This is a genomic window from Streptomyces lunalinharesii (assembly GCF_039532155.1).
In the GTDB taxonomy this organism is placed as follows: Bacteria; Actinomycetota; Actinomycetes; order Streptomycetales; family Streptomycetaceae; genus Streptomyces; species Streptomyces lunalinharesii.
In genome coordinates, this window is the sequence record NZ_BAAARK010000009.1 from 13,581 (window position 1) to 31,541 (window position 17,961).

The 17,961-nt window shown below is 72.3% G+C and carries 16 protein-coding genes; 8 read left to right on the forward strand and 8 right to left on the reverse strand.

The features are described from left to right. Window positions 1–212: 212 nt before the first annotated feature. Together ABD385_RS16185 and ABD385_RS16190 are read left to right on the forward strand one after the other, a co-directional pair. On the forward strand, window positions 213–581 hold the full coding sequence (locus ABD385_RS16185; RefSeq protein ID WP_344576192.1) for a PRC-barrel domain containing protein: 369 nt from the start codon (window positions 213–215) through the stop codon (window positions 579–581). Window positions 582–644: 63 nt separating this feature from the next. After that, window positions 645–1,751 carry an alpha/beta hydrolase gene (locus ABD385_RS16190; protein ID WP_344576194.1) on the forward strand — a complete coding sequence of 369 codons (1,107 nt, stop codon included), beginning with the start codon at window positions 645–647 and terminating at the stop codon, window positions 1,749–1,751. On the opposite strand, the gene ABD385_RS16195 is transcribed toward ABD385_RS16190, so the two are convergent. Both ABD385_RS16195 and ABD385_RS16200 read right to left on the reverse strand, forming a co-directional pair. Continuing rightward, window positions 1,741–2,586, reverse strand: coding sequence for an MBL fold metallo-hydrolase (locus tag ABD385_RS16195; RefSeq protein WP_344576196.1), 846 nt, complete (start codon window positions 2,584–2,586; stop codon window positions 1,741–1,743). The two genes, ABD385_RS16190 and ABD385_RS16195, sit on opposite strands and share 11 nt — an antisense overlap. Next, on the reverse strand, window positions 2,568–3,164 hold the full coding sequence (locus ABD385_RS16200) for a TetR/AcrR family transcriptional regulator (protein ID WP_344576197.1): 597 nt from the start codon (window positions 3,162–3,164) through the stop codon (window positions 2,568–2,570). Before ABD385_RS16200 ends, ABD385_RS16195 begins: the two co-directional genes overlap by 19 nt. Before the next feature lie 384 nt (window positions 3,165–3,548). Between ABD385_RS16200 and ABD385_RS16205 the strand changes: the two genes are divergently transcribed. Further along, window positions 3,549–4,613 carry a D-alanyl-D-alanine carboxypeptidase family protein gene (locus tag ABD385_RS16205; protein WP_344576199.1) on the forward strand — a complete coding sequence of 355 codons (1,065 nt, stop codon included), beginning with the start codon at window positions 3,549–3,551 and terminating at the stop codon, window positions 4,611–4,613. Window positions 4,614–4,768: 155 nt separating this feature from the next. Here the strand turns inward: ABD385_RS16205 and ABD385_RS16210 are convergent, their stop codons facing one another. Next, window positions 4,769–6,193 carry a lamin tail domain-containing protein gene (locus tag ABD385_RS16210; RefSeq protein WP_425585414.1) on the reverse strand — a complete coding sequence of 475 codons (1,425 nt, stop codon included), beginning with the start codon at window positions 6,191–6,193 and terminating at the stop codon, window positions 4,769–4,771. A gap of 269 nt (window positions 6,194–6,462) precedes the next feature. Here ABD385_RS16210 and ABD385_RS16215 point away from each other — a divergent pair, with 269 nt between their 5' ends. Beyond that, a complete protein-coding gene (locus ABD385_RS16215) occupies window positions 6,463–6,930 on the forward strand; it encodes a hypothetical protein (protein ID WP_344576202.1) in 468 nt (155 codons plus the stop codon). A 71-nt stretch (window positions 6,931–7,001) separates the two neighbouring features. Here the strand turns inward: ABD385_RS16215 and ABD385_RS16220 are convergent, their stop codons facing one another. Together ABD385_RS16220 and ABD385_RS16225 are read right to left on the reverse strand one after the other, a co-directional pair. Next, window positions 7,002–7,679 carry an ABC transporter ATP-binding protein gene (locus ABD385_RS16220; RefSeq protein ID WP_344576206.1) on the reverse strand — a complete coding sequence of 226 codons (678 nt, stop codon included), beginning with the start codon at window positions 7,677–7,679 and terminating at the stop codon, window positions 7,002–7,004. A 1-nt stretch (window position 7,680) separates the two neighbouring features. Next, entirely contained in the window at window positions 7,681–9,123 is a 1,443-nt protein-coding gene (locus ABD385_RS16225) for an ABC transporter permease (RefSeq protein ID WP_344576208.1), read from the reverse strand. A gap of 190 nt (window positions 9,124–9,313) precedes the next feature. Here ABD385_RS16225 and ABD385_RS16230 point away from each other — a divergent pair, with 190 nt between their 5' ends. The 3 genes from ABD385_RS16230 (at window position 9,314) to ABD385_RS16240 (ending at window position 12,614) form a co-directional block, all read left to right on the forward strand. Continuing rightward, the gene (locus tag ABD385_RS16230) at window positions 9,314–9,976 is read left to right on the forward strand and encodes a response regulator transcription factor (RefSeq protein ID WP_344576209.1); all 663 of its coding nucleotides are present in this window, start codon (window positions 9,314–9,316) and stop codon (window positions 9,974–9,976) included. Beyond that, a complete protein-coding gene (locus ABD385_RS16235) occupies window positions 9,973–11,232 on the forward strand; it encodes a sensor histidine kinase (protein ID WP_344576212.1) in 1,260 nt (419 codons plus the stop codon). The genes ABD385_RS16230 and ABD385_RS16235 overlap by 4 nt, the downstream gene beginning before the upstream one ends. 152 nt (window positions 11,233–11,384) lie before the next feature. Further along, window positions 11,385–12,614, forward strand: a complete 1,230-nt coding sequence (locus ABD385_RS16240; protein ID WP_344576214.1) for a cytochrome P450 — start codon at window positions 11,385–11,387, stop codon at window positions 12,612–12,614. An 18-nt stretch (window positions 12,615–12,632) separates the two neighbouring features. Here ABD385_RS16240 and ABD385_RS16245 read toward each other — a convergent pair whose 3' ends face one another. Next, window positions 12,633–13,370 carry an SOS response-associated peptidase gene (locus ABD385_RS16245; protein WP_344576215.1) on the reverse strand — a complete coding sequence of 246 codons (738 nt, stop codon included), beginning with the start codon at window positions 13,368–13,370 and terminating at the stop codon, window positions 12,633–12,635. 81 nt (window positions 13,371–13,451) lie between these two features. Further along, the gene (locus ABD385_RS16250; RefSeq protein WP_344576216.1) at window positions 13,452–14,651 is read right to left on the reverse strand and encodes a polysaccharide deacetylase family protein; all 1,200 of its coding nucleotides are present in this window, start codon (window positions 14,649–14,651) and stop codon (window positions 13,452–13,454) included. A 670-nt stretch (window positions 14,652–15,321) separates the two neighbouring features. Between ABD385_RS16250 and ABD385_RS16255 the strand changes: the two genes are divergently transcribed. Then, window positions 15,322–15,852: a GNAT family N-acetyltransferase gene (locus tag ABD385_RS16255; protein ID WP_344576219.1), complete on the forward strand. Its 531-nt coding sequence runs from the start codon at window positions 15,322–15,324 to the stop codon at window positions 15,850–15,852. A gap of 140 nt (window positions 15,853–15,992) precedes the next feature. Here ABD385_RS16255 and ABD385_RS16260 read toward each other — a convergent pair whose 3' ends face one another. Then, a complete protein-coding gene (locus ABD385_RS16260) occupies window positions 15,993–17,921 on the reverse strand; it encodes a protein kinase domain-containing protein (protein ID WP_344576221.1) in 1,929 nt (642 codons plus the stop codon). Window positions 17,922–17,961 lie beyond the last annotated feature (40 nt).

The window sequence follows — 17,961 nt, forward strand, 5'->3', positions numbered from 1 at the left end:
CCGGCCGCGGTGTGGGCCGTCAGCCGGACCGGCTCGTGAGCGCCGTCCACGGGCAGCTCCGCGACGACCCGCCGGACCGTCCGGAACATTCGGTGGCGTGATGCTCCGTCAGTCGGGTACGGGCTCAGCAGGCGGGGCGGGTCCACGGCGGCGGTCAACCTCCCGGACCCGCCCCGGCCTGACGGAACCACGTGAGAAAGGAACCAACCACCATGAACGACATCAGCATCTGGGCCTACCCGACGGACCTCGCCCACGAGGACCTCCCGGTGCTGACGGGGTACGGCGTGGAGACGCCGGACGGCAAGCTCGGGCAGGTGCAACGCCAGATGGACGCGCCCGGACGGCAGCACCTCGTGGTCGACACCGCGGTGTGGGTCTTCGGCAGGAGCGTGCTGATCCCCGCGGGCATCGTGCGGGCCATCGACCCGGCCACCAAGACGGTCACGGTCACCCGCACCAAGGACGAGGTCAAGGCCGCGCCCCGCTTCGCCGTGGACAGCCAGACCACCGACACGCGCTACCTCGCCGACGTCGGCGCCTACTACGCCCGTCTCGGGGAGCCGGCCCTCCTGCGGTGAGGCCGCCGGGGACGGTCGCCCCGTCCCACGACCGCCGACCGCGCACGTGGTTGACTACGGCCCATGGACCTCGTGCGAGCGTTCCCCCCAGGCACCGGCGCGGTGGCGGGCCCGGCCGCCGGCGGCCCGCCGCCGCAGTCCGGCCGGGTCCCGGCGACACCGGCCGACGCACCCCCTCTCGACCCCGAACTGGCCGTGGCGCTGGCGGCGTTGGGCGACGCGGCGCGGCAGCCGTTCACCCCGGCGAACCTCGCGTCCCGACAGGCACGGGACGCCGCGGCCCGCCCCCGGCCGACGGTCCGGGACCTCCAGGCCGACGGTCGCTTCGAGGTGGCGGAACTGCGCGTACCGGGAGCCGCGGGCGCGCCGGACGTCACGCTGGTGAGCGCACGACCCGCCGGCAGCACCGGGCCCCTGCCGCTCCTGTACTACCTGCACGGCGGCGGCCTGCTCATGGGCAACGCGTGGGCGGTGCTTCCCCGACTGTTGCGCGACTGGGGCCAGCCCCTGGACCTGGCCGTCGTCTCCGTCGAGTACCGGTTGGCGCCGGGCACGCGGTATCCGGGAGCGGTGGCGGACGGGTACGCCGGACTGGTCTGGGCGGCCGCCCACGCGGCCGAGTTGGGCGTCGATCCGGACCGCATCGTGCTCGGCGGGAAGAGCGCCGGCGGCGGACTCGCCGCGGCGCTCGCGCTCCTGGCCCGGGACCGCGGCGGCCCCACCGCACTCGGACAACTGTTGCTGTCGCCGATGCTCGACGACCGCAACGACACCTTCTCCAGTCACCAGATGGCCGGCCGCGACACCTGGGACCGCACCTCCAACACCACCGCCTGGCAGGCACTGTTGGGCGACCGGCACGGGACCGGCGACGTGCCGCCCTACGCGGCCCCCGCCCGCGCCACGGACCTGTCCGCGCTGCCCCCGGCCTACCTGGAGGTCGGTTCGGCCGAGACCTTCCGGGACGAGGGCGTCGCCTACGCCAACGGGATCTGGCGGGCCGGCGGCCAGGCCGAACTCCACGTGTGGCCCGGCGCCTGCCACGGCTTCGACACCTTCGCACCCGGCGCGGCCGTCAGCCGGCACGCCCTCGAAGCCCGCACCCATTGGCTCCGGCGCCTCCTCGCCCCGCCCGCGACGGACGGCCGGGAAGGCCGCGTCAGGCGGTGACCGCGGTCGGCGCGGCGGTGTGCCGGCGGTATTCGGCGGCGTTGTGGGCCGAGAGGATCCGGACCCGGTCGCCGTGGTCGCGGGCCAGCTCCCGCAGCCGCCGTTGGTTGTGCAGCCGGGCCCGCCGCTCGGTCTGCATCAGCGACTCGAACACCGCCAGGGCGGGCGGGCAGTGCGGTCGGGCGGGGTCGAGCTGGCCGGGGTGGAAGTAGGCGTCGCCGGCGTGCAGCAGCCAGCCGTCCCCGGTGTCGACGGCGACCCCGGCGTGGCCCCGGGTGTGCCCGGCGAGCGGGACGAGCAGGATCTCCGGCGGCAGACCGTCGAGTTCACGGACCGCGTCGAACCCCCACCACGGCTCGCCCAGTCCCTCGTACTCTGCCCACGTCGGGCGGTGGGCGAACTGGGCCGCCCGGTAGCGGTTCCGCTCGCGCGGGGACCGGGGACGTTCGGCCGCGCGCAGCTCCTCGGCGTAGACGTGCACGGTTGCCTGGGGGAAGTCCACCAGGCCGCCGGCATGGTCGAGGTCGAGGTGGGTGAGGACGATGTGCCGCACGTCGGCCGGGTCGAAGCCCAGTCGGGACAGCTGCCGGACGACGGGCTCCTCGACGTCGAGGAGCGGGTTGGTCAGGTGCAGGAACCGTCGACCGAGCCACTCCTCGGGGCGCCGGGTCGCCTGGGCACCGATCCCGGTCTCGACGAGCACCAGGCCCGCGGCGGTCTCCAACAACAGGCAGTGGCAGACCATTTCGGCCCTTCGGAAGAGCCCGGGCTCGCCGTCGACGAGCCGCCCGCCGGTGGGACGGAGGGTGCCGGCGTTCAGGTGGTGGACGCGCATCGGGTGAACTCGCTCTCGATGGTGGTGTGCAGGTGGTCGGCGACGGCGCGCAGCGGGGCGGTGTCGTGACCGGCCTTCGCCAGCAGCAGGCCGCCCTCGATGGAGGCGAGCACGACGATCGCCAGGGCGCCCGCCCGGTCCGCGGCCAGTCCCCGCTCGGTGAAGAAGTCGGCGAGCACCGTGCGCCAGGAGTCGTAGCCCTCGGCGCAGGCCAGTCGGATCGGTTCGCTGTCCGCCGCGGCGTCCAGCGTGACGGCCGCGAGCGGGCAGCCGCGTTGGAACGCGGAGGTGGTCAGCAGGCCGATCAGGAGGTCCATGACGGCGCCCACGGCGCTCGCCGCGTCCGGAGCCCCGGCGACGGCCTGGCTGAGGACGTCGCGCAGGTCGCCGCCCGACATCCGGAGCGCCTCGGCGGCCAGTTGCTCCTTGCCGCCGGGGAAGTGGAAGTACAGCGAGCCCTTCGGCGCACCGCTCGCGGTGACGACCTGGTTGAGCCCGGTGGCGTGGTAGCCCTGCGTGTGGAAGAGCTCGGCGGCGGACTCAAGGATCCGTCGCCGACTGTCAGTTCGTCGAGCCATGGCCGTCACGTTAACCCAACTATGACGACCGGTCTAGTTAGTTGAGTGTCAGTGGGTGGGGGAGTGGGGGTGCCTGGATCGGGTTGTGGTCGTGACGCACGCGGCGGACGGCGTCGACGACCGGTTCGCGCAACGCGCTCGGCGGCCCGTCGAGAGGTTGGTTGGCTGGTCGCTCCCGTGACCCAGGGGAGCCGGCCGGGCGCTGCCTGCGAGGTGCCTCACGGAAAACACCAGTCACGTGCACAACACGTCCACACAGGTGGGAGCTGTTGCCCGACTATGACAAAGCTGGCTTGACAGTCACTGTCATCGCCCAAGTAGGTTCACTGTGAACTGAATTCCCACTACGTGCCGGCGACCCCTCGCCGGCTGGAGGAACGCCCCATGGGTTCCCATGCACGCCCCAACCGCATACACCGCACCGGAGTCCGGATCGCGATGGTCGCACTCGTCGGTGCCGCCCTCCCGATCACCGCCGGTGGCCTGGCACAGGCGGCCACCCCGGGTGCCACGCACTCCGCAGACGAGAACGGTCAGCAGGGCGGCACGGCCACCACGACGGCCGACCGGAACCAGGACGCTCCGCAGCAGCTCCAGCCGGCCCAGTCCGGGCAGCACGCCGCCAACGACCAGGGCGCCGGCGCGCAGGACCCGAAGGACCAGGCCGCGCCCCAGATCAACGCCGACCACGCCTTCCTGCTGGACGCCCGCGACGGCAGCCAGGAGCGGGAGCTGTGGGCCGGGGCCAAGGCGGACGAGAGCGTCCCGATGGCCAGCACCACCAAGATCATGACCGCCGTGGTGGTGCTCAAGCACCCGGAGTGGCTGGACCGGCAGATCACGGTGAAGCAGGAGTACCGGGACTACGTCCAGCGGGTCGGCGCCAGCACCGCCGACCTCCAGACCGGTGACACGCTGACCGTCCGGCAACTGCTGCACGCCATGCTGATCCCGTCCGGCGCGGATGCCGCGCGGGCCCTGGCCGACAACTTCGGCTCCGGGGACACCGAGGACGCGCGGATCGCCGACTTCGTGAACCAGATGAACGCCGAGGCGCAACAACTGGGCATGACCTCCACGCACTTCGACGGCGTCGACGGCTTCTCGAACGGCAACAACCACAGCACCGCCCGCGACCTGGCCAAGCTCGGCCAGCGCGCGATGCTGCAGCCGGTCTTCGCCGACGTCGTGAAGAACAAGCAGTTCAAGACCGAGGCCCCGGCGGCCAACGGCCACACCCGGTACTACACCTGGGTCAACACCAACGAGCTGCTGACCACCTACGACGGCGCCCTGGGCGTCAAGACCGGCAGCGGCCCGGAGGACGGCTACTGCCTCGTCTTCGCCGCCAAGCGGGACAACCGCACCCTGATCGGTGTGATCCTCAAGGACGACAAGGGGCGCTTCGCCGACGCCACCAAGATGCTCGACTGGGGCTTCGCGCACTGAGCAGCCCGCGCACGCGGCGCCGAGCGGGCGCCGCGTGCGGCACCGCCGGCCCCTGATCCGGCCGCACCGGCCCGGTTCCGGGCCGGTGCCTGGCGAACGCCGGCGGACTGTGGCCCGGCAGGCGTGCCCCGGGCCGCAGTCCGCGGACGTTCGGATCAGCAGGTGACGGTGCCCCTGCGCAGCGCGTGGCCGTCGTCGTTGCTGTCGTCGGCCCAGTACACCGGCTTGGTGCCGTTCACGCACGCGTCGGCGCCGGCCAGGGAGACGCCCTCGTTGTTGAGGTTGGGCATGCCGCTCGGGCGGTCGTAGACGGCCGTGGTGGCGAACGCGCCGGACGCGTCGACCTTCATGGTCCGGTGCTGGCCGTTGCAGGTGTCGTCGCAGACCACCCACAGGCGTGCGGCCTGCGGTTCCCACTGGAGTTCCATCACGCCGGTCATGCCGCTGTCGAGGGTGGCGACGCGGGTGTAGGCGCCGGAGTCCTGGAGCACGTACCCGTGGACCGTGCCGGTGCCTTCGACGCCGACGAAGAAGACGCCGCCGGTGTGGCTGCCGTACCGCTTCGGGTCGTAGGCCGATCCGGTCGAGCCGTCCTTGAAGCCGGCCGAGGTGAGGTAGGTGTCGGGGACCCAGGTGATGCCCTCAAGGCCGAGGTTGGCGCCGACCGGCGGCAGGTCGGCGGTCAGGTTCCACTCCTTCGCGGCCGTCAGTGTCGTACCGGACCCGCCGGTGTCGTACTTGAGCACGGACAGTCGGCTGGTCCCGGACGCGTCGCCGTTGCGCTCGCTCGCGACGAAGACGCCGCCCGCGGAACCGGCGCCGGTGAGCGTGACGCCCTCGCTGTCCGGGCTGCCGGAACCGCCGGGGAAGCGGAGCGTCTTGCCGGACTTCCACCCGCCCGCGGTGTCCGGGCGCCAGCCACCGGAGCCGTCGGGGACCAGGCGCCAGAGCGTGCCGGAGTTCTGCGCGCCCCACATGACGCCGCCCTCCTGGTACAGGCCGCTGAGGTCCTCGCCGAAGACGTTGGTGGCGTCGGCGGTGGTGACGGAGCTGCCGCCGGGCCAGGCCGTCGGCGCGGGGCCGCCGTTGCCGCCGCAGGCGTTCGCCGCGCCCAGGGTCAGGCGGGCCGCGCCGAACGCGCCGGTGCCGTCGGGGCAGCGGGACCAGGAGGGGGCGGAGTGACTGCTCCAGCCGAAGCTGTCGACCAGGGTGGTGCCGCCGGGGAGGTAGAGGCGCGCCTCGTCGTCGGAGCCCAGGCCGAACGCCGCGTGCACGTCGAAGGCCCGGAACGCGCCGGGGGCCAGGGTCGTGCCGGACGCGATCCGGTACGAGGAGCCGTCGTTGTCGTCCTTGAGGATCCACCCCGAGAGGTCGACGGCGGCGGAGCCCTTGTTGTACAGCTCGATCGAGTCGTTGACGTCGCCGGTGGTCACCACCTCGTTGATGCGGATGTCGTCCGCCGCGGCCGCGTGGGCCGAAGGCGGCGTCAGCAGCGTGGCGACGACCAGTGCGGGGCCGGTGATGGCGGCGAAGCGGAAGGCGAGGCGTCGCCGCCACCAAGAAGCGCGTACTCCGAGCACGATGTCCGTCCTCAAGGGCGTGTTGACAGGGTGACAGAAGAGTTCCGACCGGGGTCGAACTCCCGCCTGCCGGTGGGGGATCGACCGGTGAACGCCAGCCTAAATGCCGGGCGGTCGGGGGCGCTCCCCTCAGGTCACGGTGGCTGCGGATCGGCGCCCGAGCCAGTCTGGCTGGTTGGCATAGACACGCCAAAAATCATGAGGCGGTTGTCTTGTCGTCTTCAGGGGCGCGTGCCTCAATTGGCTCCCCCTCACAAAGGCGGTCTCCCATGAGACACGGCAAGCTCGGCCTCGCCTCCTTACTCGGCGTCGGCATCGCCCTCGCAGGCACCCTCGCGATGGCGCCGGCCTCCGCCGCGGTGACGCCGGACACCGCGACCCTCTCCTTCGACTGCGGTAGCTACGGCTCCGGTTCGGCCACGCTCACCGCCACCCAGAGCGGCACCGACGCCACCATCAGCGTGTCCACCTCGGCGATCACCTCGCCCCTCGACATCGGCGCGAACTCGGTCTCCTCGCAGCTCACGCTGACCAAGAACGGCTCGGACACCGTGGTGTTCAGCGGCGCGTCCAACCCGGCGATCCCGGCCGGCGGCGCGGTCTCCACCGGCCCGCTGACCGGCACCGTCGCCGCGGGCGACCAACTGGCAGGCTCCTCGCTCCAGGTGGTCGTGTTCGGCATCACCGCGACCTGCAAGGCCACCTCGCCCCAGGCGCCGGGGCCGTTCGTCTTCTGATTCTGACGCCGGTGCGGCCCGCCCGCTCGGACGGGGCGGGCCGCACCACGCACCGTGCCGCACGGGAGCGGTCACCCGTGCGGCACCAGCTTGCCCCGCTTGAGGTGCAGGACCTCGTCACAGGCGTGCGCGACCTCCTTCGAGTGGGTCACCACGATCACGCACTTGCCCTCGTCGTGGGCCAGCCGCCGGAAGATCCGGACGATGCCGTCGGCCGTCTCGTGATCGAGGCTGCCGGTGGGCTCGTCGGCGAAGAGGACGTCCACCTCGCACGCCAGCGCCCGGGCGATGGCGACCCGCTGCTGTTGGCCGCCGGAGAGCTGGAGGGTGCGCCGGACGCGGTCGGCCGGCTCGATGCCGAGCAGATCGAGCAGTTCGTGGGCGCGTCGCTTCCTCGGCACCCCCTTGACGCCGGTGATCTCCATGGCGGAGGTGACGTTCTGCACGGCGGTCATGTAGGTGAGCAGGTTCAGGGACTGGAACACGGTGGCCGCGTGCCGGTTGCGGTAGGTGCCCAGGCCCAGCTCCGCGATGTCGCGGCCCCGGAAGCGGACGCTGCCCGAGGTGGGCGAGTCCAGGCCGCTGGCCAGGGACAGCAGCGTCGTCTTGCCGGATCCCGACGGTCCGACGATGGCGTACATGCGGCCGGCGTCGAAGCCGTACGAGACGTCGGCCAGGACGGTGCGGCGGCGGTTGCCGGTGTGGTGGGTGCGGCTCAGGCCGGTGAGTTCCAGGACGGGGGTGGTCACGTCAGTCGCCCTTCGTGAGGATGTCGCGCGGGTTCAGGCGCAGCACGCGGGCGCCCGGGAGGCAGGTCGCCAGGGCCGCGATGCCGAGTCCGGTGGCGCCGACCTTGGCGAGGTCGGCGGGTCCGAGGCGGATCTCCATCGACGAGATCGGCGAGACCTCGGGGCGGTCCTTCTTCGCCAGGCCGGTGGGGTCGCTGGGATCGGGCCGGTTCGCCTCGTTCGCGGCCGACTCGTTGGCGGCGGAGACCTCACTGGCCAGGAGCCGGTCGCCGAGGGCCCGGGAGAGGAACTGGCTGCACACGCCGGCGAGACCGATCGCCAGCACCGCGCAGGCGACCACCTCCACGAGGTGTTGGCCGAGCAGTTTGGGCTTCTTCTCCCCGAGCGAGAGCAGGATGCCCAGTTCGCGGCGGCGCTCGCGCAGGTGGGAGGCGACGACGAGGGCCAGGATGACGGTGCCGGCGATCGCGACCAGCCACACCGTGAGGCTGGCGAAGTCGGCGGTCTTGGTGATCGGGCCGACCAGGGTCCGGTACTGCTTGTCGTTGATCGACAGCGGGAAGACCTCCAGGTCGGCGCCCGCGGCCACGGCATCCTTCTTGAGCCGGTCCAGGTCCTTGGGGTCGTCGAGGGTGAAGGTGGCCTGCTTGAGGACGCCGTCCTTGCCGGCGCCCTTGCCGAGGAGCACGCTGGCGCCGTCCGGCGTGGCGTAGATCTGATTGGCCGGGTCCGCCATCGCGGGGACGTACGCACCGGTGTCCGCGACGTCGCTGCGGTAGATGCCGATGACCTTGAACTCGTGTTCCTGCCCGTCGGCCTTCTGGCCGGGTGGCGGCAACTCACCCACCTTGAGTTTCGCTCGGCCGCCCACCTTGAGGCCGTTCTCCTTGGCCAGGCGTTCCTCGACGACGATCTCGTCGCTCTTGCTGTCCGGCCCGATTCCGCGCCCGGCCACCAACGTGGCGTCGCCGTTGCGGAAGGCGCCGACCGCATTCAGGTCGCGAATGCCGTCCACCTTGAACAGATCGGTGCCGAGCGAGTCCTGGCCGCGGGGCGGCGGCACCGGCTGGTAGAGCCGGGTCGACTTGGTGGGGAAGGCGCCGCTGTCCGTCGTGTAGTTGCACTGGCTCACCACCGACGACGCGCAGATCTTGTCGACCAGCGAACGGTGCAGGTCACCGCGGGAACCGATCGTCCCGCCCTGCTGTCCGGCGGGGTCGGTGCCGTTGTTCTTCCCCGAGTTGAGCAGGGCGTTCACGTCGAGTTGCATGGTGGCCACGGCCCCCACGCTCTTCTTGGCGTGGTCGGCCGCACGGGCCGCCGCCGACTGGATCAGGAATCCGGACAGCACCAGGGTGCAGATCACGAAGAACAATCCGATCAACATCGCCGTCTTGCCCGGATGGCCGGTCAGCCGCCACCAGGCCCGTTTGTAGAGATTCATGACCGGAACGCTAGGGAGCGCCCGATGTGAGCCGTGTTTGCGGAAAACCGCATTCCGCGAGCCCTCATATACGATTCAAATGCGGCAGCTGATAGACGTGACGAGAACACCGGGAAAGGGTCGGAATCTCGTACGGTCCGGCCCGTCGATTTCACGGAATTCTCAGAAACTGCGGAAAGGGCCGGCGCACATGCGGGTTTTGGTGGTCGAGGACGAGCCGTACATGGCGCGGGTCCTGGAGCTTGGGCTGCGCCGCGAGTCCATCGCCGTCGACGTCACGCACGACGGCGCCACGGCCCTGGAACGGGTCGCGGTCTACGACTACGACGCCGTGGTGCTCGACCGCGACCTGCCCGGGGTGCACGGCGACGAGGTCTGCCGCCGCATCGTCGCCATGGGCCTGGACTGCCGCATCCTGATGCTCACCGCCGCGGGCCGGCTCGGCGACAAGGTGGCCGGCCTCGGCCTGGGCGCGGACGACTACCTGGCCAAGCCCTTCGACTTCCCCGAACTCGTCGCCCGGCTGCGGGCGTTGTACCGGCGCAGCCCCATGGCCCACCCGCCCGTCCTGACCTTCGCCGACCTCCGCTTCGACACCCATCGCCGCCGGGTGACCCGCGCCGGCGCCGAGGTCCGCCTCACGCCCAAGGAACTGGCCGTCCTGGAGCTGCTGATGCGCGCCGACGGCGGGGTGCTCAGTCCGGAGTACCTCCTGGACAAGGCGTGGGACGCGCACACCGACCCGCTCACCAACGCCGTGCGCCTCGTGGTGCACACCCTGCGCAAGAAGCTCGGTGAGCCCCGCATCGTGCACACCGCGATCAGTGCGGGCTACTACCTGGGCGTCGCATGAGGTTCCGCCGGGTCCGCGACCGGTCCCGCACGCTGAGCATCCACGCGCGGCTCTTCCTCGGCTTCGGCGGGGCGCTGGCGCTCTGCTCGGCGCTGATGGTCGCCATCATCTACGTCGGCATCCGCTACCTGCCCACCTACGACCTCACGACGCCCGTCGAGGTGCCGTCCCCGACCTCGACCCCGCCGCACGCGAGCGGGCCGCCACCGGACTCCCAACCGCCCAAGACGCTCCAGGAGGGCCGGCGGATCGACGCGTCCGGCCTGATCCGCAGCAAGGAGGACGTGTGGTCGACGGTCCTCGTGGTCTCCGTCAGCGGCGTGCTGCTCGTCCTGACCGTCGGCCTCGGCGCGGGCTGGATCCTGTCGCGGCGGCTGCTCGCCCCGCTGCACACCATCAACCGGGCCGCGGCCAAAGCGGGCGAGGGCGACCTGTCCTACCGGATCAACGCCCAGGGCCCGGCGGACGAGTTGAGGCAGCTGGCCGACACCTTCGACACCACGCTGGGCCGCCTGGAGGAGTCCTTCGCCGCCCACCAACGGTTCGCCGCGAACGCCTCGCACGAACTGCTCACCCCGCTCGCCACGACGCGGGCGATCCTCCAGGTGGCCGCGGTCGACCCGTCGGCGGAGGAACTCGCGGAACTGGTCCCCATGCTGCGGGAGACCAACGAACGCAACATCCGCGTGGTGCAGGAGCTGCTCCGGCTCGCGGCGGCGGACCAGGGGGTCCCGGACGCCGGGCCGGTGGACCTGGTCGAGGTCGCCGCCCGGGCCGTCCACGCGGCGCGCACCGACCGCACGGCACAGCCGACCGACGTCACGCTCTCGTTCACCACCGACGCCACCGACGCCACCGACGCCACCGACGCCACCGACACCGCGACGGCGCACCACGTCCGCGGCAGCGCGACGCTGCTGCGTCAACTCGTGGTGAACCTCGTCGACAACGCCCGCACCCACAACGTGCCCGGCGGCACCGTGCGGGTGCACGTCGAGGCGCACGACGGCGAGGTCGTCCTGGAGGTCGCCAACACCGGCCCGATGGTGCCCCCCGACGTCGTGGACCGCCTCTTCGAACCCTTCTACCGGGCGCGTCCCCGGGTGGCCAGCGACCGCAGCGGCCACGGCCTGGGCCTGGCGATCGTCCGCTCCCTCGTGCACGGCCACCACGGCACCGTCACGGCCCGGGCCCGGCCGACCGGCGGCCTGCTGGTGCGGGTCGTCCTACCGCAGTGGCCCCGGCCCGAGGAGTGATCCGCGTCGCCGCGCCGGCCGCCCCGCACGGTCCCGCGCGACGCCGCGCACCGGTGCCGGCGACCCCGGCCGACCGGTGTCAGAACGGTGTCAGCGGCGTGTCAGGCCCGTCGGCCAGAGTGAGGTCACCAGCTGCCGCGAAAGGACCTGTGATGAGTCAGACGGTGCCCGTTCCGCACGGCCTCCCCATGGACCGCGATGCCAACCCCTTCGACCCGCCCCGCGCGCTCACCCGGCTGCGCGCGGCCCGCCCGGTCAGCCCCCTGGTCTTCCCCGACGGCCACGAGGGCTGGCTCGTCACCGGCTACGACGCGGTCCGCCAGCTCATGGCCGACACCCGGTTCAGCTCCCGCCAGGACCTCGGCGTGCTCCACGTGCCGTACGAGACCCCCGGCATGCCCGTCCCCACCGAACCGTCCCCGCAGATCCCCGGCGTGTTCATCGCCATGGACCCGCCGGACCACACCCGGCTGCGCCGCAAGCTCACCGGCGCCTTCACCGTCAAGCGCATGAAGCAGCTCGAAGAGCACATCGTCGAGGTCACCGAGCGCCAACTGGACGCGATGGCACGCCTGGCCCCGCCGGTCGACCTGGTCCGGGAGTTCGCGCTGCCGGTGCCCTCGCTGGTCATCTGCGAGCTGCTCGGGGTCCCCTACGAGGACCGGGACACCTTCCAGACCAACTCCGCGAAGTTCCTCGTCAAGGAGCAGACCCTGGAGGAGAAGATGGCCGCGTACGGGGCGCTGACCACGTACCTGGCCGAACTGGTCACGAGCAAGCGCGCCGCCCCCGGCGAGGACATCCTGTCCGACCTGGCCCGCCACGACGACCTCAGCATCGAAGAGCTGACCGGCATCGCCTTCCTGCTGCTGCTCGCGGGCCACGAAACCACCGCCAACATGCTGGCCCTGGGCGCCTTCGCGCTCCTGGAGCACCCCGACCAGCTGGCGGAACTCCGCGCCCACCCGGACCTGCTGCCCGACGCCGTCGAGGAACTCCTGCGCTACCTGGCCGTCGGTGACGTCTTCTACCGCTACGCCACGGAGGACATCGAACTCGACGGGGAGACGATCGGCAAGGGATCGACCGTCGTCGTCTCGCTGCTGGCCGCCAACCACGATCCCCGGCGCTTCGAGCACCCCGACACCCTGGACGTCCACCGCAAGGCCCGCGGCCACCTGTCCTTCGGCCACGGCGTCCACCAGTGCCTGGGCCAGCAGCTGGCCCGCGTCGAGATGCGCGCCGGCTTCGCCGGACTGCTGCGCCGCTTCCCCACCCTGGAACTCGCCGTCCCCGCAGGCGAGGTGAAGCTCCGCACCGACATGAACATCTACGGCGTCCACGAGCTGCCGGTCACCTGGACGACCGAAACGGCCCGGTGAGCACGTCGGCCGCGCACGTCACCCGGGCGGGTCGAGGAGGTGGGGACCGTTGTTGCGGACGCTGTTGACCGCGGTGCTGACCGCCCGGGCGTCGAGCCGGCCGCCGGCGGGTGTCATCAGCAGGGCCCGGAGCTCGTCGGTGTCGTGGTGCGCCGGGTCCAGCCACTCGTCGTAGTGGTCCGGCGCGATGGCCAGCGGCATGCGGGGGTGGATGCGGCCGGCGGCGTCGGTGGCCTCGGTGGTGACGAGGGTGCAGGTCGCCCACCACGCCGCGGGATCGTCGTCCGACGCCACGCCCGGGTCGCGCCAGAACTCGTACAGGCCGGCCAGCGCCATCACCTGCCCGTCCTCGGGGCTGATGAAGTACGGCTGCTTGCGGGGCCGGCCCGTCGAGCCCGCGGCGGCCGGGAGGGTCTGCCACTCGTAGAAGCCGTCCGCCGGGAGCAGGCAGCGCCGCTTGGCGAACGCGCGCCGGTAGGCCGGCTTCTCGTGCACCGTCTCCACCCGCGCATTGATCATTTTGGCGCCGACGCCCGGACTCTTCGCCCACGACGGCACCAGCCCCCACCGCACCGCGCGCAACTGCCGCTCCACGGCTCCGGTGCCGCGGTCCAGGCGTTCCCACACGGTCCACACGTCATCGGTCGGCGCCACGTTCCAACTGGGCGCGACGAGGTCCGCCGGATCCCACTGCGTGACGTGGAAGAGGCCGCTCAGGTCCTGGGGGCTGCGGGTGGCAACGAATCGACCGCACATGCCCACACCCTGCCACGGCCCCGGCCGCCGGCCCGGCAACCAGGGCGTCCGCACGGCGCGGGTGCCTGCGCCCCGGGACCGTCACCGGCGTCCGGTGAACTGCTGGCCCACCCCGAGCCGGCGCAGGTCGGCGAGGACCTGCGGGTCCTGGGCGTCCAGCCAGTCGCAGAGCTGGCGGAAGGAGACCAGGCGGACGTCCTTGTTCCGCTCGTCGGCGATGTGCTTGAGCGCCTCTTCCACGGCGTCCATGTAGATGCCGCCGTTCCAGTGCTCGAAGTGGTTGCCGATGAAGAACGGTGCGCGGTTGGTCTCGTAGGCCCGCTGGAAACCGGAGATGTACGCCTCGGCGGCCTGCTTGCGCCAGCCCGGGTAGTTGGCCGGCGGGGCCTTGGTGGAGTTCTTCGACTGGTTGGCCAGGATGTTGTAGTCCATCGAGAGCACCTCGAAGGAATGGCCGGGGAACGGTATCTGCTGGAGCGGGAAGTCCCATATGCCCTGCTTCTTGCGGGGCCACATCTGTAGGCCACCGGGCGAGCTGGCGTCGTAGCGCCAGCCGCGCTTGCGGGCCGTGGGCAGCAGGTTGTCCTGGCCGAGCAGACAGGGCGTCCGGCCGCCGACCAGCTCCTTGTCGTAGTCGAAGGGCAGCGCTTCGAGGTCGGTGAAGCCGGTGTTGGTCCGCCAGTTCTTGACGAAGGACACCGCCTGCTCGATCTCGTCGTTCCACTGCGCGGGGGACCAGTGCGCCACCGAGCCCGAAGCGGTGCCGCAGAAGTGGCCGTTGAAGTGCGTGCCGATCTCGTGGCCCTCCAACCACGCCGCGCGCACGTTCGTCAGCGTCGCCCTGATGTGCTCGTCGGTGAGGTAGCCGATGTCGGAGGCGCCGACGCGGTTGTTCGGCGGGCGGTACATGCGCTTCTTCTGCTCGGGCAACAGGTACAGCCCGGACAGGAAGAACGTCATCGAGGCGTTGTGGTCCGCGGCCAGCTTGCGGAACCGCGGGAAGAGGCCGTTGCCCACCTCGCCCGCCCCGTCCCACGAGAAGACGACGAACTGCGGCGGCTTCTCGCCCGGTTGCAGCTTCTGCGGGGTCGGCGGCTGGTGGGGCTGCTTGCCGGTGAACGCCGTCGAGCCGTCCCCGATCGGCTTGGCCGGCACCGCGCCGGGGTTGGCCGCGACCGTGTCGGAACCCGACGACCCGAAGGGCGAACAACCGGCCACGGTGAGCGCGGTCGCCGCTCCCACCCCGAGTCCCAACACGCCTCGGCGGCTCAATGCAGGCATGACAATCCCCATCGCATTCGTTCGGAGTTCTGGTCTGTGGGGCACCCAGAACGGTGGGACTGGGACGCCCATAAGGAGGCGGGGAGGTGGGTGCCGCGCTCGCCGCGATCCCCGCCCCCGAGAAGGGGAACTTCTCAGCGGCAGGCCAACGGAGCGACAAGAGCGGAGCAACGGAAGGCCAAGGCAAGGACGACGGATGACTGGCGCCCGCAACCCCGGGCCGCCTTCGGCTTCGCCGGCTGCGCCACGCCTCCCCAGCGCGGCGCAGCCGGCTCCCCCCAGTCAAGGGCGCCGCACGTCCCGACGGCGACATCGCCGCGTGCCCTTGCGGCACGGTCCGTCAGGGCCGCCCGGCGTGCGCGCGGCACGGCGGAGGGACGCTACGGGCAGGTCCCGCCCGTTCCGTGGAGTGTCCCACCTCGTGCATGCGTGCTCCCCCGTTCGACGGGCCGACCGGAGCCCAAAAGCTCCGACGGCCCTCGACCAACGCCCTTGTACGCCCCTGACTCTGTCGTGGATCACTAGCGCACCGATAACGCCTCACTAATGACGCAACCCCCCGCCGCCAACGCGCCCCGGCCCGGACGTTAACCACCGCCCCAGCAGCCACGGCCGTGCCGCCCTGGCCGGCGGCGTCGCAGGCCAGGGCGCGCGGCACTAGGGTGCCGCTGTGAACGACACCACGCGTGACATACGGATCAGACCAGGCGGCCCGGCCGACGCACCGGCCATCCTCGACATGCTCGACGCCGCGGTGGCCTGGATGAACGCCCGCGGCAACACCGAGCAGTGGGGCACCACCCCCTACTCGCAGAAGCCGGGCGGGGCGGCGCGGGTCGAGCGGTACACGACCGAGAACGCCCCCTACATCGCGGAGTTGGGCGGCGCTCCGGTCGGCGCCCTGGTGTTGGACTCCGGCCCCAGTCCGCAGCTGCCGATCGCGCCGGCCGGGGAACCCGAGCGGTACGTCAGGCTGTTGGTCTCCGACCGCCGGCACGCCGGCCTGGGCGTCGGGGCGGCGCTGTTGGCCCACGCCGTCGAGGAGACCCGGCGGGCCGGCGTGGAGCTGCTGCGCGTCGACTGCTGGGCGGGGGGCGGCGGCGAACTGGTCGCGTTCTACGAGCGCAACGGCTTCACCCCGACCGAACCCTTCCGGTCCGGTGCGTGGCCCGGGCAGGTGCTGGCCCGACGGGTGGGCTGACATGGGGTGCGGTGCGCGACCACGGCGGTGTCGGCGCCTGACCGCCGGGCGCCGACGCTGTGCACCTCAGGCCCAGGCGCCCACCGACGGCGCCGGCCGGCCGGGGGAGGGCACCCGCCCCGCCGGTCGACCGCCACGACTCACCGCGCGTCGCCCTGCGCCAGCGCCGCGATCCGCCTCGGGGCCAGCGCCCGGTCGAAGACCTGGACGTTCTTGATGCCGCCGGAGAAGAAGTCGACGGGTCGGCCGCCCAGGGCGGCGCGGCCGATCATGAGGGGGCCGGGCCGGGTGACGGGCCGGGTGTCGGTGGCGGTGCCCTGCTGCGTGCCGTTGACGTAGAGGCGCAGCCGGTGGGTGGCGGCGTCACAGACCCCGACCAGATGGGTCCAGGTGTTCAGCGCGGGCGGCTGGTCCGCGAGGGCCCGGACGCCCGGCCGGGAGAACGCCCACCGGCGGTCGTCGCCGGAGTACTGGAGGAAGAACGAACTGCTGTCGGCGCCTTGACTGATGACGGTGGCGAAGCCGTTGGCGCTGGTGAGGTAGACCCAGGCGGAGATCGTGAAGCTCTGCCCCGGGCCGGTGTCCAGCACCTGGTCGCGGGTGATGATCTGGCTGCTGACGCCGTTGAAGAGCGCCGCGCCGCTGTTGCCCACGCCCCAGCGGACGTCGGCCGCGCTGCCGTCGTGGGCACCGACCGCGTCCGCCGCCAACGTGCCGGACTGCTCGTCGAGTCGCCAGGCCGCGACCGGCTCCGGGCCGGTGGGCCGGGCCGGTGGGGACGCCGGAGCGTCGTGCTGGTCGAGGGAGAGGGCCACCGGGACGGCCACCGCGGCCACCGCCGCCGCGGCGGCCGCCGAGATCAGCAGCGTGCGGCGGCTGGGGCCGCGCCGGGCCGCCGTCCCGTCCGACAGCGGCCGTGCCTGCGCCTGCGGGGGAATCGGCAGCGAACCCGCCACCGGAGTGTCCCGGACGTTCGGCACCGGCGTCTCCGCGACGTTCGGCACCGGGGTCGGCGGAACGCTCGGCACGGGAGTCGAGGGGGTGCCCGGTGCGGGCGGCGGCGGGGGCGCGGGCGCACTGTGCACCGGAGTCGGCGGGAGGGTCGGTGTCCGGGAACCGGCAGCGGCGGGCACCGTCGGCGCCTCGTCGCCCGGCCGGCGGCCCGGACGGGGCGCTTCGCCCGGCGCACCGGAGTCCAGGGTGCCGCCTATGGTGTGGTGACCCTCGCCCGTGGACGCGGCACCGCCGTCCGAGGCGTCCTCCCGGGCCGCCTCGCCGCACCGGGTGAGGATCTCCCGCGGCGTGGGGCGCTGGGCGGGGTCCTTGGCCAGGCAGTCGCTGATCAGTGCGCGCAGGGCGGGGTCGGCGACCGGGCTGATGTCGGGGCTGTCGTGGACGACCCGGAAGAGCAGGGACGCCAGATGGCCGTTGCCGAACGGGTTGCCGCCGGTGGCCGCGTAGGTCAGCACCGAGCCAAGCGAGAAGACGTCGCTGGCCGGACCGATCTCCTCGCCGTTGACCTGCTCCGGCGACATGAAGCCCGGCGAGCCGAGCGCGAACCCGGTCATGGTCAGGGAACTGCCCTCGACGACCCGGGCGATACCGAAGTCGATCACCCGCGGCCCGTCCGTGGCGAGCAGCACGTTGGAGGGCTTGAGGTCGCGGTGGACGAGCTGCGCGCCGTGGATCGACACCAGCGCCTCGGCCAGCCCGGCGGCCAGGGCGAACACCCGTGCCGTGGGCATCGGCCCCCAGTCGGTGACCGCGCGCTCCAGCGACGGGCCGGAAATGTAACTGGTCACCAGCCAGGGTTCGGGCGCGTCCGGATCGGCGTCGATCACCGGCGCGGTGAACGCCCCGCTGACCGCGCGGGCGGCGTGCACCTCCCGGCGGAAGCGGGACCGGAAGTCCGGCTGGTCGACCAGTGCCGCGTGCACCACCTTGACCGCGACCTGGCGACCACCGGGCGAACGCCCGAGGAAGACCCGTCCCATGCCGCCGGCGCCCAGCCGCCCCAACAACTGGTATCCGCCGATGGAACGCGGGTCGCCCGGATCCAGCGCTGCCACAAACCCCTCCCGCGTCGTCGACCCGGTCATTTTCGGCCGG

Excerpts from the sequence above, each read along its gene's own strand:
- ABD385_RS16185 (WP_344576192.1), top strand. The coding sequence starts at position 213 with ATGAACGACATCAGCATCTGGGCCTACCCGACGGACCTCGCCCACGAG.
- ABD385_RS16190 (WP_344576194.1), top strand. The coding sequence starts at position 645 with ATGGACCTCGTGCGAGCGTTCCCCCCAGGCACCGGCGCGGTGGCGGGC.
- ABD385_RS16195 (WP_344576196.1), bottom strand. The coding sequence starts at position 2,586 with ATGCGCGTCCACCACCTGAACGCCGGCACCCTCCGTCCCACCGGCGGG.
- ABD385_RS16200 (WP_344576197.1), bottom strand. The coding sequence starts at position 3,164 with ATGGCTCGACGAACTGACAGTCGGCGACGGATCCTTGAGTCCGCCGCC.
- ABD385_RS16205 (WP_344576199.1), top strand. The coding sequence starts at position 3,549 with ATGGGTTCCCATGCACGCCCCAACCGCATACACCGCACCGGAGTCCGG.
- ABD385_RS16215 (WP_344576202.1), top strand. The coding sequence starts at position 6,463 with ATGAGACACGGCAAGCTCGGCCTCGCCTCCTTACTCGGCGTCGGCATC.
- ABD385_RS16225 (WP_344576208.1), bottom strand. The coding sequence starts at position 9,123 with ATGAATCTCTACAAACGGGCCTGGTGGCGGCTGACCGGCCATCCGGGC.
- ABD385_RS16230 (WP_344576209.1), top strand. The coding sequence starts at position 9,314 with ATGCGGGTTTTGGTGGTCGAGGACGAGCCGTACATGGCGCGGGTCCTG.
- ABD385_RS16235 (WP_344576212.1), top strand. The coding sequence starts at position 9,973 with ATGAGGTTCCGCCGGGTCCGCGACCGGTCCCGCACGCTGAGCATCCAC.
- ABD385_RS16240 (WP_344576214.1), top strand. The coding sequence starts at position 11,385 with ATGAGTCAGACGGTGCCCGTTCCGCACGGCCTCCCCATGGACCGCGAT.
- ABD385_RS16245 (WP_344576215.1), bottom strand. The coding sequence starts at position 13,370 with ATGTGCGGTCGATTCGTTGCCACCCGCAGCCCCCAGGACCTGAGCGGC.
- ABD385_RS16250 (WP_344576216.1), bottom strand. The coding sequence starts at position 14,651 with ATGCCTGCATTGAGCCGCCGAGGCGTGTTGGGACTCGGGGTGGGAGCG.